This is a genomic window from Amycolatopsis sp. CA-126428, assembly GCF_002904335.1.
Classification (GTDB): Bacteria; Actinomycetota; Actinomycetes; order Mycobacteriales; family Pseudonocardiaceae; genus Amycolatopsis.
On the sequence record NZ_PPHF01000030.1, the window covers coordinates 103108 to 120983 of the forward strand.

The 17876-nt window shown below is 69.2% G+C and carries 14 protein-coding genes; 7 read left to right on the forward strand and 7 right to left on the reverse strand.

The features are described from left to right. Nucleotides 1-795 carry a putative hydro-lyase gene (locus tag C2L58_RS07230; protein WP_103336757.1) on the reverse strand — a complete coding sequence of 265 codons (795 nt, stop codon included), beginning with the start codon at nucleotides 793-795 and terminating at the stop codon, nucleotides 1-3. Between the two features lie 9 nt (nucleotides 796-804). Then, complete coding sequence (locus tag C2L58_RS07235) at nucleotides 805-2049, reverse strand: MFS transporter (protein WP_103336758.1); 1245 nt, start codon at nucleotides 2047-2049, stop codon at nucleotides 805-807. A 117-nt stretch (nucleotides 2050-2166) separates the two neighbouring features. Here C2L58_RS07235 and C2L58_RS07240 point away from each other — a divergent pair, with 117 nt between their 5' ends. Continuing rightward, nucleotides 2167-2889 carry a GntR family transcriptional regulator gene (locus tag C2L58_RS07240; protein ID WP_103336759.1) on the forward strand — a complete coding sequence of 241 codons (723 nt, stop codon included), beginning with the start codon at nucleotides 2167-2169 and terminating at the stop codon, nucleotides 2887-2889. Between the two features lie 251 nt (nucleotides 2890-3140). On the opposite strand, the gene C2L58_RS07245 is transcribed toward C2L58_RS07240, so the two are convergent. The 5 genes from C2L58_RS07245 to C2L58_RS07265 all read right to left on the reverse strand — a co-directional run bounded on the left by C2L58_RS07245 (nucleotide 3141) and on the right by C2L58_RS07265 (nucleotide 10565). Then, on the reverse strand, nucleotides 3141-4505 hold the full coding sequence (locus tag C2L58_RS07245) for a chitinase (RefSeq protein ID WP_103336760.1): 1365 nt from the start codon (nucleotides 4503-4505) through the stop codon (nucleotides 3141-3143). Further along, the gene (locus C2L58_RS07250) at nucleotides 4502-6355 is read right to left on the reverse strand and encodes a ricin-type beta-trefoil lectin domain protein (protein ID WP_233225593.1); all 1854 of its coding nucleotides are present in this window, start codon (nucleotides 6353-6355) and stop codon (nucleotides 4502-4504) included. The genes C2L58_RS07245 and C2L58_RS07250 overlap by 4 nt, the downstream gene beginning before the upstream one ends. Further along, complete coding sequence (locus C2L58_RS07255; RefSeq protein ID WP_233225594.1) at nucleotides 6352-7416, reverse strand: glycoside hydrolase family 75 protein; 1065 nt, start codon at nucleotides 7414-7416, stop codon at nucleotides 6352-6354. The genes C2L58_RS07250 and C2L58_RS07255 overlap by 4 nt, the downstream gene beginning before the upstream one ends. 71 nt (nucleotides 7417-7487) lie before the next feature. Next, nucleotides 7488-8699 carry a glycoside hydrolase family 16 protein gene (locus C2L58_RS07260; RefSeq protein ID WP_103336762.1) on the reverse strand — a complete coding sequence of 404 codons (1212 nt, stop codon included), beginning with the start codon at nucleotides 8697-8699 and terminating at the stop codon, nucleotides 7488-7490. 630 nt (nucleotides 8700-9329) lie between these two features. Beyond that, on the reverse strand, nucleotides 9330-10565 hold the full coding sequence (locus C2L58_RS07265) for an ROK family transcriptional regulator (protein ID WP_103336763.1): 1236 nt from the start codon (nucleotides 10563-10565) through the stop codon (nucleotides 9330-9332). Between the two features lie 133 nt (nucleotides 10566-10698). Here C2L58_RS07265 and C2L58_RS07270 point away from each other — a divergent pair, with 133 nt between their 5' ends. The 6 genes from C2L58_RS07270 (at nucleotide 10699) to C2L58_RS07295 (ending at nucleotide 17835) form a co-directional block, all read left to right on the forward strand. Then, on the forward strand, nucleotides 10699-11886 hold the full coding sequence (locus tag C2L58_RS07270) for an ROK family transcriptional regulator (protein ID WP_103336764.1): 1188 nt from the start codon (nucleotides 10699-10701) through the stop codon (nucleotides 11884-11886). A gap of 206 nt (nucleotides 11887-12092) precedes the next feature. Beyond that, a complete protein-coding gene (locus C2L58_RS07275; protein WP_233225595.1) occupies nucleotides 12093-13763 on the forward strand; it encodes an ABC transporter substrate-binding protein in 1671 nt (556 codons plus the stop codon). 104 nt (nucleotides 13764-13867) lie between these two features. After that, a complete protein-coding gene (locus tag C2L58_RS07280; protein ID WP_233225596.1) occupies nucleotides 13868-14875 on the forward strand; it encodes an ABC transporter ATP-binding protein in 1008 nt (335 codons plus the stop codon). Further along, nucleotides 14872-15852, forward strand: a complete 981-nt coding sequence (locus tag C2L58_RS07285; protein WP_103336766.1) for an ABC transporter permease — start codon at nucleotides 14872-14874, stop codon at nucleotides 15850-15852. The genes C2L58_RS07280 and C2L58_RS07285 overlap by 4 nt, the downstream gene beginning before the upstream one ends. Nucleotide 15853: 1 nt before the next feature. Beyond that, complete coding sequence (locus C2L58_RS07290; RefSeq protein WP_103336767.1) at nucleotides 15854-16846, forward strand: ABC transporter permease; 993 nt, start codon at nucleotides 15854-15856, stop codon at nucleotides 16844-16846. Beyond that, nucleotides 16843-17835, forward strand: a complete 993-nt coding sequence (locus C2L58_RS07295) for an ABC transporter ATP-binding protein (protein ID WP_233225597.1) — start codon at nucleotides 16843-16845, stop codon at nucleotides 17833-17835. The genes C2L58_RS07290 and C2L58_RS07295 overlap by 4 nt, the downstream gene beginning before the upstream one ends. Nucleotides 17836-17876: the final 41 nt, after the last annotated feature.

The following is a 17876-nucleotide window of genomic DNA, read 5'->3' on the forward strand; positions in this document are numbered from 1 at the left end:
TCAGCCCACCCGGTATTCGCTGTCGTACCGATCGGTGATGAACATGTACCCCGGCGCGTGGGTGATCGCAAAGGGGGGACGCGACGCCATCAGCGCCGCCTGCGGCGTGACCCCGCAGGCCCAGAACACCGGGACGTCACCCGGTTCCGCGTCCGCCGGGTCGCCGAAGTCCGGCCGGGCGAGGTCGTCGATGCCCAGCGTGCGCGGGTCGCCGATGTGCACCGGGGCGCCGTGCACCGCGGGCATCGCGCGGGTGATCCGGATGGCGTCGTCGACGAGGTCCTCCGGGATCTGGCGCATCGACACCACCATCGGCCCGAACAGCCGCCCGGCGGGCTCGCACGGCCGGTTCGTCACGTACATGGCGACGTTGCGGCCCTGGTCGACGTGCCGCAGCGGGACGCCTTCGGCGGCCAGCGCCGTCTCGAACGTGAAGCTGCAGCCGATCGAGAAGGCGACCATGTCGCTGCGCCACAGGCCGGTCGCGTCCGACACCTCGCCGGCGAGGACGCCGTTCTGCCAGATCCGGTAGCGCGGCAGGTCGGTGCGCAGGTCCGCGTCCTCGGCGAGCCGGGTGGCCGGGTCGCCGGGGTCGGTGACGTCGAGCAGCGGGCACGCCTGCGGGTTGCGGGTGCAGAACAGCAGGACGTCGTAGGCCCAGTCCTCGGGCACGGCGATCAGGTTGGTCTGGGTGAAGCCGCTGGCCCAGCCCGTCGTGGGGTGGGCGGTGCCGCGGCGGAACGCTTCGCGCGCTTGCGCCGGGGTGAACGTCGCGGGTTCGTCGAAGGTCGTCATGATTCCCCCTCAATCAACGAGTTCGATGCCCCGGGTTTCCGGGAGGCCGAGCAGGGCCAGCACGGCGATGCCGTAGCCCAGCGCGCCGAACACGATCGCGCCGCCCGCGCCCAGGAAGCCCACGACGGTCGGGAAGATCGCCCCGACCGCGCGGCCGAAGTTGTACGTGAAGCCCTGCCCGGTGCCGCGCAGCGCGGTCGGGTACAGCTCGGCGAGGAACGCGCCGAACCCGCTGAAGATCGCGGACATCGAGAAGCCGAGCGGGAAGCCGAGCACCAGCACGAGCCCGTTGGCGCCCTTGGGGATCTGCGTGTACGCGACGATCAGCGCGGCCGAGAGCAGCGCGAAGGTCAGGAAGGTCTTCTTGCGCCCCATCAGGTCGGTCAGGTAGCCGCCGCAGATGTACCCGGCGAAGGCGCCGGTGATGAGGAAGGCGAGGTAGCCGCCGGTGCCGATCACGGTCAGCTCGCGCGTCTTCTTCAGGTAGGACGGCAGCCACGTCGAGATCGTGTAGTACCCGCCCTGGACGCCGGTGGCCAGCAGCGCGGCGAAGAACGTCGTGCGCAGGAGATCGCCCTTGAAGATCCGGACGAGGGTGCCCTTCGGGCGTTCGGTCTTCAGGCGCTCTTCGGCGCGCGGCGCGTCCTTGACGCTCTTGCGGACCCACAGCACGAGCAGCGCCGGGATGACACCGGTCCAGAACATGATCCGCCAGGCCACGTCGTCGCTCGCCACGCTGAACACCACGGTGTAGACGACCACCGACAGGCCCCAGCCGACCGCCCACGCGCTCTGCACGAACGCCACGGTCCGGCCGCGGTACTTCGCCTGCGAATACTCGGCGACCAGTGCCGCGCCGGCCGCCCACTCACCGCCGAAGCCCAGGCCCTGCAGCGCGCGGAAGATCAGCAGCGTCTCGAAGTTGGGCGCGAACCCGCAGAGCACGGTGAAGATCGTGTACATCGCGATGGTGATCTGCAGCGTCCGGACGCGGCCGATCCGGTCGGCCAGCATGCCGGCCCCGACCCCGCCGACGGCCGACACGACCAGCGTCGTCGTGCCGAGCAGGCCGGCTTCACCGCTCGAGATGCCGAAGTACGCGGTGATCGCGGCCAGGCCGAGCGGCAGGGTCTGGTAGTCGAACGAGTCCAGGCCGTACCCGCCGAACGCGCCCACGAAGGCGCGGCGGCCACGTTTTCCCAGCGTGCGGAACCAGTCGAACGGCCGGGCCTCGGTAGCGGTAGTGGCAGTCATGGGGCACCTCCTGGCCAGTGTCTCTCATCGTGGCGTACCTCACACGGTAGGGATTGTTGAACAATTCCACAAGAGGCTGGTTGGATCGTCCTCTGGGTGCCGAGTACGCTCGGTGCCGTGGTCATCGAAGACGGTGTCGTCCCGGGCCTGGAGGCCGACCGCGGCCTGGTCACGCGCAAGAGCACGGCCGAGCGGGTCGCCGGGGTCCTTCGCAAGCGCATCGCGGAAGGGTTCTTCCTGCCCGGCGGCCGGCTGTCGGAGCAGGACATCGGCAACGCGCTCGGCGTCTCCCGCAACACCCTCCGCGAGGCGTTCCGGCTGCTCACGCACGAGCGGCTGCTCGCCCACGAGCTCAACCGCGGGGTCTTCGTCCGCATCCCGAGCGTCGAGGACGTCGTCGACATCTACCGGGTCCGCAAGATCATCGAATGCGCCGCGGTCCGCGGGGTGCGGGCCAAGCCGGCGACCTTCACGCGGATCAAGGAGAAGGTCGACATCGGGGACGAGGCCGCGCGCACCGGCAACTGGAAGGACCTCGGCACCGCGAACGTCTGGTTCCACCAGGAGCTCGCCGCGCTGTCCGGCAGCGAGCGGGTGAACGAGCTGGTCGGCAGGCTGACCGCCGAGCTGCGGCTGGTGTTCCACATCATGGCCGAGCCGCGCCGCTTCCACGAGCGCTACCTGCCGCGCAACCACGAAATCCTGGACCGCATCGAGACCGGCGACGGCCCGGGCGCGGAGGAGCTGCTGCTGAAGTACCTCGACGACGCCGAGGAACAGCTGGTGGACGCGTACGCCGACCGCGCCGAGGCGGCCCGCGCGGCCAGCGCGGCGGAGTAGCCGAAGCGCCCCCATGTGGCGCTCGGTGCGTTGGGCGTTCGGGCACGGTTGACGTCCGGACGGTCCGAGCACGCGCCGCGCGCGGCGCGCGGTCGATAACCTCGGGGGCGGTTCCGCTCGCCGGAGAACCCCCAGCGGCCGGCGGGACCCCACGCTGCCGGGTCGCCGCTTCCCCAGGGCCGCGGCCCGGCAGCCCAACGCCGTGAAGGCCACCTCGCGATGGCCTTCACGGACTTGTCGAGCGGCCGGGGTCAGCCGGCGTAGCGGGCGAAGATCCTCGTGAAGTCCCACGCCTGCTGGGAAACCCCGGAACAGGTGTCGTTGTTCGGGTACCCGCCGGGGCACGGGCGGTCGCGGTTCGCCGACCAGAACGTCAACCGGGCCAGGTGGTGCGCGTTCGCGTAGCCCAGGATGGCGGTGAAGTCGTTGAGCGTGACCGTCTCGCTGTTGTCGGTGATGCCGTTCATCGACGAGATGCCCATGTGCCGGTAGGCCGTGTCGTCGTCGTAGCCGTACGCGCTCTTGACCACGTTCTTCAGGCCCTCGGCCGCCCGCTGCGTCAACGTGCCCATGTTCTGGCCCGCGCCGCCGAAGTCGAACGGCATGATGACCCAGCCGTCGACCGTGAGCCCGGCCTGCGCCGCCCGGTTGACCAGGCTGTTGTCCGGACCCGACTGGCCGGTGCCGAAGGTGACGTACAGCTTGATGCCCGGGTTGTTCGCCCGGACTGTCTTCAGCGCGTCGACCGTGCGCTGCTGCACCGTCGGGTTGCTGTAGGCGTCCGCCTCGATGTCGATGTCGATCGCCTTGAGGCCGTAGGCGTTGATCACCTTCTGGTAGCCCGCCGCCAGCTCGCCCGCGCTGCCGCAGGACGACTCCAGCTTGTTGCCGGAGTAGCCGCCGAACGACGGGATGACGTCGCCGCCGCCCGCGCGGATGGTGTTGATCGTGTTCTGGTCGACGCCGCTGGTGAGCGCGCGCCCGCCGTCCCACTGCGGGTTGCAGTAGCCGTTGGACAGGATGAACGCCAGCGTGAACCACTTGACGCCGGTGGCGCTCATGATCGTCGCCGGGTTCGGCGGGTCGCCCCAGCCGTTGTAGAGGTAGGGCGCGACGGCCATCGCCCCCGGTCCGGGCGGCGGGGTGGTGCCGCCGCTGGGCAGCGTCCACTGCTGGTTGGCCGTGCTCGCGCACGTCCAGATCTGCAGCCGCGTCCCGTTGGCGCTGGAGTTGCCGGTGGCGTCGAGGCACTTCCCGGACCCGGAGTTGACCAGGTTCTTCGCCGCGTTCGCCGACCACTTCTGGGCGTTGCTGCCGTTGCAGTCCCAGAGCTGGGTCGTCGTGCCGTTCGCCGTGCCCGCGCTCGTGACGTCGAGGCACTTGCCCAGCGCCTGCAGGGACCCGTCGCTGCCGACCGTCCACTGTTGAGCGTTGGTGCCGTTGCAGTCGTAGAGCTGGACCGCGGTGCCGTTGACGTTGCTCGCGCCGGCGACGTCGGCGCACTTGCCGCCGAGGCCGGTGATCGGGCCGGTCGCCGCCTGCGCGGCGCCGGGGAGGAGGACCATCGCGGAGGCGGCCAGCAGGCCACCCGCCGCGGTCAGGGCTTTGAGCTTCATGCGGGCACGTTCCACTTCTGGTTGGCGGCGCCGGTGCAGGTCCAGATCTGCAGCCGGGTGCCGTTGGCGCTGGAGTTGCCGGTGGCGTCGACGCACTTGTTCGAAGCCGCGCCGACGAGATCGCGGGCCGCGGTGGCCGCCCACCGCTGGTTGGCCGTACCGCCGCAGTCCCAGAGCTGGAGCTGTGCCCCGTCCGTTGTGGACTGCCCGGTGACGTCGAGGCACTTGCCGAGCGCCTTCAGGGTGCCGTCGGTCCCGACGGTCCACTGCTGGGCGCCGGAGCCGTTGCAGTCGTAGAGCTGGACCGCGGTGCCGTTGGCGCTGCTCGCGCCGGCGACGTCGATGCACTTGCCGCCGAGGCCGGTGATCGGGCCGGTCTTGCCGCCACTTGAACCTTGGTTGCCGTTCCAGGTGAAGGTGGCCGACGTGCGGCCGGGCAGGGTGTAGGTGAACGAAGAGTTGCCCCAGTTCACCCGCACGCTCTGGCTGCCCGTGCCGGAGTTGTACGCGATCAGCGCCTTCGAGCCGTCCGGGTTCTTCCAGGCGACGTTGCGCACGGCCGAGCTGTCGTTCGAGTCGATCCGGTACGCGCCCGGCTTCACGAACTTCGTCAGGTGACCCATCGTGTAGTACTCGACGGTGTAGTCGACCTGCCCGCTGCGCGAGTCTCCGTTGTGGACGGTGATCAGCCCGGTGCAGGTGCCGCAGCCGCCGTTGTGCGGGCCCATGTTCTGGTCGACGCCGAGGCTCCACTTGACGAAGCTCTTCGACCAGTTCCGGGTGTAGTCCACGATGTTGTTCATGTCCTCGGCCTGCTGGTTCGTGATCCAGGTGCCGCCGGAGTGCTCGGTCGAATAGGCGTTGACGTTCGGGTACTGGTTGTGCGTGGTCGTCTGCTGGGCGATGTCGCCGCCGTAGCCGTGCCAGGCCACGCCCCCGAAGTTCGGGTGGTTCCGGATCGACGGGTCGTCCAGGGTCGGTGCGCCGTAGGACGCGTAGGTGTCCCAGTTCCAGTCGAGCGCGAGGACCTTTGTGGACAGACCGGCGCCCTGCAGGGCGGGCAGCAGGTTGTTCTTCGCGAAGTACGCCAGGCCGGCGCCGTTCCAGTTGGTCGACGGGTAGCTCGCGCAACAGGTCGGCTCGTTCTGCATCGAGACGTAGTCGATCGGCACGCCCGCGTCCCGGTAGGCCTGGAGGTACTTGACGAAGTACTGGGCGTAGGCCGGGTAGTACTGCGATTCGACCCAGCCGAGCAGGTAGCTGTCGTTGTCCTTCATCCACGGCGGCGCGCTCCACGGCGACGCCATGATCTTGGCCTGCGGGTTGAGCTGCTTGGCCTGCTTGGTCAGCGGCAGCACGTCGGCCTGGTCGTGCGCGATGGAGAAGTGCGTCAGGTTCGGGTCGGTCTGGCCGGCCGGCACGTCGTCGAAGGTGTAGCTGTAGCGGGCCAGGTCGGACGCGCCGAGCGGGTTGCGGATGAAGCTCAGCCCGATGCCGCTGTTCGGGTCGAACAGCTTGCGCATGGTGTCGTCGCGGGTGGCCTGGGACAGCGCCCCACTGGAGTTCATCAGCCACGCCGCGGTGTCCGTAAAGGACGCTCCGCCGCCTTCGAACTGCTGGTATGTGGTGTTTTCGTTGACGTTGATGGTGACGCCGCCGCTGCCGGTGCCGGTCGCGAACGTGACCGGCGTCTGCTGCTGGAGACCGCGGGTGACCGTCCGGCCGCCGGCGTCGCTGGTCGTGGTGAGCCAGACGTTGACCGTTTCGCCCGCGGCCTGCGCGGGCCCGGCGAAGGTGGCCGCGGCGACCGCGGTCACCCCGATCAACGCCGTGAGAGAGCGTTTTCTCATGGCAGAGTCCACTTCTGGTTCGCGCCGGCCCCGCAGGTCCAGATCTGGAGCCGGGTCCCGTTGGCGCTGGAGTTGCCGGTGGCGTCGAGGCACTTGCCGGAGCCGGCGTTCACGAGGTTCTGTGAGCCGTTTGCGGACCACTTCTGGGCGTTGCTCCCGTTGCAGTCCCAAAGTTGCGTCGTCGTGCCGTTGGCCGTGCCCGCGCTCGTGACGTCGAGGCACTTGCCGAGTGCTTTCAGGGTGCCGTCGGTGCCCACTGTCCACTGTTGGGCGTTGGTGCCGTTGCAGTCGTAGAGCTGGACGGCGGTGCCGTTGGCGTTGTTCGCGCCGGCGACGTCGGCGCACTTGCCGCCGATGCCGGTGATCGGGCCGGCGGTGCCGGTGGGCGGCGTCGTCGTGCCGCCCGCGAACTGCGTCGCCACCTGCTCGCCGAGGCTGACGGCGTTGGCGTGGTTCTCGATCGGGTTGACGTGCGTGTTGGGGAACACGATGTACGTCACCGGGCCTTCGGTGCCGCCGTTCTTCGGATCGGGGTTGATGCCGAGGCTGACGGCGGTGGCGTAGGACGCCTCGCCGATGATGCTCGTCGGGCCGGTGTCACCGACCACGGCGTAGCTGACCTGGTTGTTGTAGATCACCGCCACGACCGAGCCGCCGTCGATGCCGTAGTTGCGGTAGTCCCAGGTGGACGTCGGCTGCGGCAGGACGATGTACGGCAGTTGCGCCGCGTTGAGCGGCTGGTCGGCCGAGGTGTGGAACGCGGTGTCCGGGTAGAAGCAGCAGTCGGTGTTCTCGTTGCACTGCGTGGTGCGGACGCCGTCGCAGTCGACGTCCATGTCGGCCTTGAAGAACACCGCGCCGTTCGCCTGGCAGACGGGCACGGTGGCCGCGCCGCCTTCGTCGTAGGAATACTTCCCGTTCGAGATCTGTTGGCAGGATTGGGTTTTGGCGAGCAGCTGGCTCGCCGACGGACCCGCCTCGACCGCTGCCTGGGCCGAGCCGGTGGTGAGTGAAAGCGCTAACAGGGCACACCCCATCAGCGCGACGACAATTCGCCGCACGGGATTCTCCTCCATGGGGTCGTGAGTGGTAAGGCGGGTTCTAACCCGCCTTACCACTCACGAGGGGTGGGTCAGGGCGTGGTCCACTTCTGGTTCGCGCCGCCGCCGCAGGTCCAGATCTGCAGGCGGGTGCCGTTCGCACTCGAATTGCCGGTGGCGTCGAGGCACTTGTTCGCGTTGGGGTTCACGATGTCCTTCGCGCCGGTCACCACCCATTGCTGGGCGGCGGTTCCGTTGCAGTCGTAGAGCTGCACCGCTGTCCCGTCCGCGGTGCCGGCACCGGAGACGTCCATGCACTTGCCGAGGGCGCGGATCGTGCCGTCGGTGCCGACGGTCCAGTTCTGCGCGGCGTTGCCGTTGCAGTCGGTGATCTGGATCGGCGTGCTGTTGGCGGTGCTGGCGCCGGCGACGTCGACGCACTTGCCGCCGATGCCGGTGATCGTGCCGGTCCGGCCGCCGCCGCTGCTCGAGGTGTTGGTGACGTGCACGTAGTCGACGACCAGCTGCTGCGGGAACTGCGTGCTGCTGTTGGGATCGCCGGGCCAGTACCCGCCGACGGCGAGGTTGAGGATGATGAAGAAGTTGTGGTCGTACACCCAGCGGTTGCCGTTGAGGTCCGACGGCGTGCGCGTCTGGTAGAGGTTGCCGTCGACGTACCACTTGATCTGGTTGGGCGCCCAGTCGACCGCGTAGGTGTGGAAGTCGTCGGAGAAGTTCGGTCCGTTGTAGGCGGCGCCGATGCCGCCGGAGCCGGAGTAGCCGGGGCCGTGGATGGTGCCGTGCACGGTGTTCGGTTCGAACCCGACGTTTTCCATGATGTCGATTTCGCCGTCGGTGGGCCAGTTCCCGCCGCCGAGCATCCAGAACGCCGGCCACATGCCCTGCCCGCGCGGGAGTTTCATGCGCGTCTCGAAGTGGCCGTAGGCCTGGCTGAACTTGCCGGCGGTGTTCATCCGCGCGGACGTGTACTCGCAGCGGCCGTACCAGCAGTTGTAGTTGCCGGGGTTTTCCTTCTTGGCGGTGATGACGAGGTGGCCCTGGCCGTCGAGCTGGGCGTTGTTGGTGCCGGAGGTGTAGTACTGCCGCTCGTGGTTGTTGACGTTGTCGCCGGTTTCGAGCTGCCACTTCGACCCGTCGACCCCGGCACCGGCGGCGCCGTTGAAGTCATCGGTGAAGGTGGCCGCTGCTTCTGCCGGGGCCGTCGTGATGGCTTGCTGCCCGAGGACGAGCAGTGAACAGGCGGCGAGGAGTGCCGCCCAGCGCTTCTTCGTGGAGGTGGACATCGTTGTCGCCTCTCTCACCGTGGGGGACGGCGTTCCGCGCGCAGCACGGAACGCGGGGAGGGGGGTGGCCGCGCCTGCCGGGGCGGCGGCAGGTGTGACCGTGCGTGCCCGCGAGGCCGCGGGCGGAGGTATTGGCCTGACTTTGTTGTGTCTGGCAACAAAGTATGCATGGTCCAGACAAGCCGGGCAACCGTCGGCCGGTCATTTTTTTTCAACCCGAATTAAGGGTGTGTGGGAGCTGGGCTGTCGGCTGCGGTGCTGGTGGGGGCGGTTCCCGGTCAGCGGGGCATGGTGGCTCCGGCGAGCTTCGGCTCGCTTCGGGTGGTCTTGCGGAGCGCGCGGTGGCTTTGGCCCGCGTCGGGTGGTCTTCCGGACCGGGCGGGTGGGCTGCCGGACCCGGGTGGCGGTTCTGGCTGCTTCCTTCCGGCACCCCGAAGCCGTCATTGTGACTACGGCCGGCGGCACCGCGTCAAGGCGGGAAAGCGTGCCTTGACCCGGTGCCGCCGGCCGTGTTTTGGCTTCGGATCGGGGTGCGGGGAGTCTGGGTCCTCGTCGGTGCCGGTTTTCGGGTCCGCTGCACGTTGCGTTGTTGGTGGGCGGCTTGCACCGCCGTGTGTCCGGTTTTCGGTGTTATGCCGCGTCTGAGTTCGGGGCTCCTGGCTTGGCCAGTCTTGATGTTGCCCCCTGCTCCAGGAGGTCCGCCACCGGGAGCGTGGCCGCTCCTGTTGCCACCGCGTCCAGGCCCAGGGAGCCCAGCTGGATCGATGTCTGGCTGAACGGGTGGCGTAGGGCGTGCTCGCCCGCCGCCTCTCGGATCTTTGGCAGGAGTTGGTCTCCCAGGGCCAGGCCTGCCCAGCCGCCGATCACGATGCGCTCCGGGTTGAACAGGTTGATCAAGTTCGCGATGCCCGCTCCGAGGTAGCCGGCCGTTTCGTCGAGCACTCGCGAAGCCGTCTTGGACCTCGAGGCGGCCGAAAGGAGGGCCGAAAACTGGGCCTGCTCGTCCTCGCCCGTGATGTCCTTGCCGCGTGCCCGGCGGTACCGGGCCAGCACCGCGCCCGCGCCGATGTACGCCTCCAGGCACCCTCGTGCGCCGCAGCGGCACTCCTGGCCGCCGTACGCGATCGTTGTGTGGCCCCACTCGCCCGCGCTGCTCGTCGAGCCGCGGTACGTCGTTCCGTCCGTCACCACCGCCGCGCCCACGCCCGAGCCGATCAGCGCTATCACCGCGTGGCGGGCTCCGCGGCCCGCGCCGAACCACATCTCCGCCTGGCCCTGCGTCTTTGCGCCGTTGTCGACGAACAGCGGCAAGCCGACGCCCGCCTCCCGCAGCATCGCCTCGAACGGCACCGCGTCCCAGCCGACCGTCGGGGCGTGCACCAGCACCCGGGCGCCCTGCTCGACCGTGCCCGGCACGCCGATGCCGACGCCCAGCACGCCCGATTCGTCGATGCCCGCGCTCGCGAACACCTCCCGGAGCCCGGACGTCACCTGCTCGACCGCGGTCGCCGCGTCGGGGGCCTTCGGGAGCGGGTGCTCGACCGTCGCCAGGCGGTTCATCGCCAGGTCGAACAGCTCGACCTTGACGCCCGTTTCGCCGATGTCGACGCCCGCGACGTGCCCGTACGCCGGGTCCACGCGCAGCAGCACCCGGGGCCGGCCGCCGTCCGATTCGACCTGGCCGGCTTCGGTGATCAGGCGTTCTTCGCCCAGTTCGGCGGTCACGTTGCTCACCGTGGCGGCACTCAATCCGGTCAGCTGGCTGAGCTCGTGCCTCGACAGCGGGCCGTCGAAGTACAGTTTCGACAGCAGCAGGGATCGGTTGTGCCGCCGCAGATCGCGGACGGTGGTGCGCTTGCTCGCCATGGGCAACCCATCTGAACTTCTTACCGGCTCACTGACAGGATGCCCGATCACCGTAAGTTGTGGCTATGTATTAAGTGGTGAACTAAGTCCCGAACCCATGGTCGCGGGGCCGCCGTCTGGCAGAATCCTCCCGGTGACCCAGGTGGTGCGCCAGACGACCCGTGACCTCAGGCGGCACAACCGCGCGGCACTGCTCTCCTCGCTCTACCTCCGCGGCCCCGTCAGCAGACTGGAACTGGTAGCTGAATCGGGACTATCGGCCGCCACCGTTACCAACGTCGTTTCCGAGCTCATCGCGGACGGCGTCGTGGCCGAGGCCGGATCGGTCGAATCGGACGGCGGGCGGCCGCGGACGCTGCTGGCCGTCCGGCCCGGGTTCGGGCAGGTCGTGGGCGTGGACGTCAGCGAGACGCACGTCGAAGTCGGCCTGTTCGACTGGGCGCTCGGCACCCTCGGCACGGTGCGCCACCCGCTGGTCGGCACCCGCCTCGACCCGGACGAAGTGGCCGGGCTGGTGCGCACGGGCATCGCCGAAGTGCTCGAAGGGGGCGATCCGGACGCGGTGTTCGGCGTCGGCATCGGCGTGCCGGGCGCCGTCCGCGACGGCGGGATCGTGCACGCGCCCACGCTGGGCTGGAGCGGGGTGAACTTCGCCGACCTGATCCACCCGCACATCCAGGCGCCCCTCCACCTGGACAACCGCGCCCGCACCCTCGGCCAGGTCGAGGCCTGGCGCGGCGCCGGCCGGGGCGCCGAACGCGCCATCGTCGCCCTCCTCGGCGTGGGGGTCGGGGCCGCCGTCGCGACGGCCGGGCGCTCGCACCCCGGCATCACCACCAGCGAGTGGGGCCACACCGTCGTCAAGGCGGCCGGGGCGGCCTGCCGGTGCGGCTCCCACGGCTGCCTGGAGGCCTACGTCGGCGTCGAGGCGGTCGTCCGCCGCTACGCGGCCCTCGCCGCCAAGGAACCGGTCATCGGGGACGAAAGCGACGTCGAGCTGGCGCGGATCGTGGCCGAAGCCCAGGGTGGTGGCCCGGCCGCCGACGTGCTCGCCGAAACCGGCGAGTACCTGGGCATCGGCATCGCGAACCTGATCAACCTGCTCAGCCCCGATCGGGTGGTGCTTTCCGGCTCGGCCGGGGCGATCATGGGACCGGCCATCCTGCCCGCGGTGCGTGGCGCCGTGAGCCGGCACGCGCTCGACTACCTCGTCGAGCGCACCGAAGTCGTCCTCGGCCGGCTCGGGCCGGAGGCGGTCGCGCTCGGCGCGGCGACCCTGCCGATCGCCGAACTGCTGGCGAACGGTGGCCGGACCGGCTGAAACCCTTGCGACGCAAGGAGCAATCCCGGAAACAGGTCCAGACCGCCAGTTCTTTCAGTACTTAAACTTAGGTACAAAACGTTACCGCCGTGTTATTGACGTGACCCGAGTCACCCGGGTTGACTTCGGGACGTCGTTCGGTCGCCGGCGGTCGGGGCTCGCTACCAGTCGACAGCAAGCAAGTCGTCGATGACCAGGAGGAACCGATGCGAGTCAAGCGCTCCATCGTCGCAGCGCTAGTAGCCATGACGGCCTTGAGCGGGCTCACGGCGTGCTCGGGCGGCAGCTCCAATGCCGCCCAGAGCAACCCGGACGCCGTGCTCAGCGTCGGCAAGCCGGACGGCCCGCAGGCGGAGAACAACAACCCGTTCCTGGAGACCTCCGCCCTGTCGAACATGGGGTACCGGTGGATGATCTACGAGCCCCTCGTCATGCTCAACCGCGTCAAGCCGCAGGAGCCGGGCAAGCCGTGGCTGGCGACGAAGTGGGACTGGTCGGACAACTACAAGAAGCTGGTCCTGACCGTCCGTGACGGCGTCAAGTTCTCCGACGGCCAGCCGATGACCGCCGAGGACGTCGCCTACACCTTCCAGCTGCTGCGCGACAACAAGGCGCTGAACGTCGACGCCGTGCCGTACAAGGACATCACCGCGGCCGGCAACCAGGTCACCCTGGGCTTCGACGGCTCGCAGTTCGTCAACCAGGTCAAGATCCTGCAGACCCTGGTCGTGCCGAAGCACGCCTGGCAGGGCGTCAAGGACCCGGCGCTCGACCTCGTGAAGAACCCGATCGGCACCGGGCCGTACACGCTGAAGTCGGCCACCCCGCAGACGATGATCGTCACGCGGCGCGAAAGCGGCTACTGGCAGGAAGCGCCGAAGGTCAAGGAGATCCGCTACACCTCCTACACCGACAACAACGCGCAGGTCAGCGCCCTGGTCAACGGTGCGGCCGAGTGGAGCTTCGTGTTCATCCCGAACTACAAGGCCGTCTACACCAACAAGGACCCGCAGCACTACAAGCTGTGGTTCCCCGCGCAGCTGGCCGTCCACGGCCTGTGGTTCAACACCGAAAAGGCGCCGTGGAACGACCCGAAGCTGCGCCAGGCCATCAACAAGGTGATCAACCGCGACGACATCTTCAACCAGGGTGAGGCCGGCTACTTCTACCCGAAGAACGACCAGGTCACCGGCATCCCGACGCCGGCGGGCGACCCGTTCATCGCGCCGCAGTACAAGGGGCAGAGCGTCAAGGTCGACGTCCCGGGCGCGAAGGCGCTGCTGACCGGTGCGGGCTACCAGTTCACCGGCGACAAGCTGGCCGACCCGAGCGGCAAGCCGGTCACCATCAAGCTCACCGTCCCGTCGGGCTGGTCGGACTACATCACCGACCTGGAGATCATCAAGGACAACCTGGCGCAGATCGGCATCACCGCCACGGTCGACAAGATGAACCAGGACGCGTGGATGAAGTCGGTCGACACCGGTGACTTCGAGGGCCTGATGCACTGGACCAACGACGGGCAGACGCCGTACGACATGTACCGCGACGTCATGGACGGCAACCGCTACAAGCCGACCGGCCAGGGTGGCATCAACGGCAACTACGGCCGCTACAAGAACGACGAGGCGACCAAGGCGCTCGAGACCTACGCCAACGCCGAGGACGACGCCGCCCGCACCGCCGCCATGGCGACGCTGCAGAAGATCATGATCGAGCAGCAGCCGATGATCCCCACGTCGGCGGCCAACTCCGGCGGCGAGTACAGCACGAAGAACTGGGTCGGCTGGCCCGACGACGCCAACCCGTACGCGCCGGCCCAGCCGACGCTGCGCAACGCGCTCGACATCGTCCTGCACCTCAAGCCCGCGGCCTGACGATGGCCGACTCATTGATCACCGAACACGGGGACGGCCGCGGCGACGCGGCCTCCCCGGCCCCCTCCGACCCCGTCGCCGTCGGGTCGGAGGGGGACCTCCCCGTGGTTCTCGAAGCCGCGGGACTCACGAAACACTTCCCCGTTCGCCGCACGGGCCGGGCCGCGCTGACCGGCCCGCGCCGCGCCATCCAGGCCGTCGACGAAGTGAGCCTGACGCTCCGGCGTGGCCGCGTCACCGCGCTGGTCGGCGAGTCCGGCTCGGGCAAGTCGACGGTCGCCCGCCTGCTCGCGGGCCTCTACCCGCGCACCGGCGGCGACATCCGGCTGCACGGCGAGACGGTGAACGTCAAGCACGGCAAGGCGTTCCGCGCCTACGCCCGCCGGGTGCAGATGATCTTCCAGGACCCGTTCGCGTCGCTGAACCCGGTGCACACCGTGCGCTACCACCTGACGCGGGCGCTGAAGATCCACGGCCGGGCGGGCGAAGACCTCGAGAAGGCGCTGCACGAGCTGCTCACCCGCGTCCAGATGACGCCGCCCGAGCGGTACATCGACAAGTTCCCGCACGAGCTGTCCGGCGGCCAGCGCCAGCGCGTCGCGATCGCGCGGGCGCTCGGCGCCGACCCGGAGGCGCTGCTGGCCGACGAGCCGGTGTCCATGTTGGACGTCTCGATCCGGCTCGGGGTGCTGAACCTGCTGCGCGACCTCAAGGAACGCCTGCACCTGGCCATCCTGTACATCACGCACGACATCGCGTCGGCGCGCTACTTCGCCGACGAGACGATGGTGATGTACGCGGGCCGGATGGTCGAAGGCGGCGACAGCGAAACCATCACGCAGCGGCCGGCGCACCCCTACACCCGGCTGCTCATCGAATCCGCTCCGGACCCGGATCGGATCGCGGGCGGCGGTGGCCCGGGGGAGGTGCCGGCCGAACGCGGGTCCGGTGAACCGCCGAGCCTGATCGACCCGCCGCCGGGCTGCCGGTTCCACCCGCGCTGCCCGGTCGCGATGGAGCGGTGCAAAACCGACCTGCCGCCGCGGTTCGACGTCGGCGACGCACCCGGGCACTGGGCCGCGTGCTGGCTCTACGACGGAGCCGCCCGATGAGGTTCCTGCTGCAACGGTTCGTCTTCTACGTCTTCACCGCGTGGGCCGCCGTCACCATCAACTTCTTCATCCCGAGGCTGATCCCGGGCGACCCGGTGCAGTCGCTGATCGCCAAGAACCAGGGCATGATCAGCGCCGAGGCGATGCAGTCGCTGTACGTCCTGTTCGGACTCGACAAGAACGAAAGCCTGATCTCCCAGTACTTCGACTACTGGGGCCAGCTCTTCCGCGGCGACCTCGGGATCTCGTTCACGTTCTTCCCGACGCCGGTGTCCGACCTGCTCACCGACAGTCTGCCGTGGACGATCATCCTGGTCGGCATCACCACGATCGTCGGCTTCGCGATCGGCACCGGGCTCGGCGTGGTCGCCGGCTGGAAGCGCGGCTCGTGGGTGGACGGCCTGCTGCCGGTGACGACGTTCCTCTCGTCGATCCCGTACTTCTGGCTCGGCCTGATCGCGCTGACGCTGCTGGCCGGCCCGGGCAGCTTCTTCCCGTCGTCCGGCGGCTACGACCCGGGCACCATCCCGGGCTGGGACCCCGGCTTCATCGGCAGCGCGGTCCAGCACAGCCTGCTGCCCGCGCTCACCATCCTGATCAGCTCGATGGGCAGCTGGATCCTGGGCATGCGCAACATGATGGTCACCGTCGCGTCGGAGGACTACGTGACCGTCGCGCACGCCAAGGGCCTGCCGGAACGCCGGGTGATGGTCGGCTACGCCGCGCGCAACGCGCTGCTGCCGAGCGTGTCCGGCTTCGCGCTCGCCCTGGGCTTCATCGTCGGCGGCACGCTGCTGGTGGAGATCGTCTTCTCCTACCCCGGCGTCGGCTACCAGCTGTTCCAGGCCGTCGGCTCGCAGGACTACCCGCTGATGCAGGGCATCTTCCTGATCATCACGCTGTCGGTGCTGGTGGCCAACCTGTTCGCCGACGTCGCCTACCTGGCGCTCGACCCGCGCACCCGGAAGGAGGGCTGACATGGCCGTACCCGCGGCGGACGTCAAGGCCGCCCAAGCCCTCCCCGTCGACGTGCTCGCCGGCCGCGCGAAACGGCGGCGCTTCCGGTTCCTCACCAGCGGCAAGACGGCCACCGGCCTCGCCGTCATCGTCTTCTTCCTGGTGATCGCGGTCATCGGCGAGTGGATCGCGCCGTACGACCCGTCGGCGCGCAGCAGCGACCTGCTGGAATCGCCGTCGGGCCGGCACTGGTTCGGCACCACCCACCTCGGCCAGGACATCTTCAGCCAGGTCCTGGTCGGCACGCGCAGCGTCATGCTCGTCGGGCTGGCCGCCGGGATCGTGGCGACGATCCTCGCGGTGATCGTCGGCGTGACGTCCGGGTACCTCGGCGGCACGCCGGGGGAAGGCCTGTCGGCACTGTCCAATGTGTTCCTGGTGATCCCGGCGCTGCCGCTGATCATCATCATCGGCAGCGCGGTGCCCACCGGCGGCGACATCCTGGTGGCGGTGATCATCGGCTTCACGTCGTGGGCGTGGGGCGCGCGAGTCCTCAGAGCGCAGACGCTTTCACTGCGAGGACGTGAGTACGTCGAAGCCGCCCGGGCGACCGGCGAGTCGACCTGGCGGATCATCTTCTTCGAAATCCTGCCGAACCTGACGGCGGTGATCGCCTCCAGCTTCGTCGGCACGGTGATCTTCGCCGTGATGTCGGAGATCACGCTCGCGTTCGTCGGCGTCTCGGGACTGTCCAACTGGAACTGGGGCACGATCCTGTTCTGGGCGCAGAGCCAGCAGGCCCTCGCCCAGGGCGCGTGGTGGTGGTTCGTGCCGGCCGGGCTGGCGATCGCGATCCTCGGCACGGCGTTGTCCCTGCTCAACTTCGGCATCGACGAGTTCGTCAGCCCGCGGCTGCGCGGCAGCGGCAAGGCGCGCGTGCGCGGCGCGGACGGACGGGTGCATCGGATGCGCGTGGGCTTCACGCCCGTGCTCGGGCGGGAGGAACGGCCATGATGGACCCGGTGCTGGAGATCAAGGGCCTGGACGTCGACTACGGCGTCGGCGACGAGGCCGTCCGCGCGGTCCGGGACGTGCACCTGACGCTGCACCGCGGCGAAGTCCTCGGCCTGGCTGGGGAAAGCGGCAGCGGGAAGTCCACTTTGGCCTACGGACTGACCCGGCTGCTGGCGCCACCGGGCGTGATCCGCGGCGGCGAGGTGATCTACCACCCCACCGGCGGCGAGCCCTACGACGTCCTGAAGCTGACGGACAAGCAACTGCGGGACTTCCGCTGGGCGGAGACGTCCATCGTGTTCCAGGGCGCGATGAACTCGCTGAACCCGGTGCACAAGGTGGTCACGCAGCTGGTCGACGTCATCAAGGCCCACGAGCCGCGGTCGACGAAAGCGGGCCGGGTCGCGCGAGCTCGCGACCTGCTGAAGCTGGTGGGAATTTCGGCCGACCGGCTCGAGGCGTACCCGCACCAGCTGTCCGGCGGGATGCGGCAGCGCGTGATGATCGCGATGGCGCTCGCGCTCGAACCGCGGGTCGTCATCATGGACGAGCCGACCACCGCGCTCGACGTCGTGATGCAGCGGCAGATCCTCGGCCAACTCGTGGAACTGCGGGAACGGCTGGGCTTCTCGGTCCTGTTCATCACGCACGACCTTTCGCTGCTGGTGGAGTTCTCGGACCGGATCGCGATCATGTACGGCGGCCGGATCGTCGAGCAGGCACCGGCGGCCGACCTCTACCGGGACGCGCTGCACCCGTACAGCCACGGCCTGCTGAACTCGTTCCCCGCGCTGCGGGGGCCGCGGCGCGAGCTGGCCGGGATCCCCGGATCGCCGCCGGACACGCGCGGGATGCCGGCCGGCTGCGCGTTCCACCCGCGGTGTCCCAAGGCCTTCGAACCGTGCCCCGACCGCGTGCCGCTGCTGGGAACGCCCGGCGACCCGGCGCGCGAGGTGGCGTGCTGGCTGCACCCCGTCGCCGCGCCCTGAACGCCGTCCATCCTGTCCGGTACCACTGGAGGAGTGCTGCC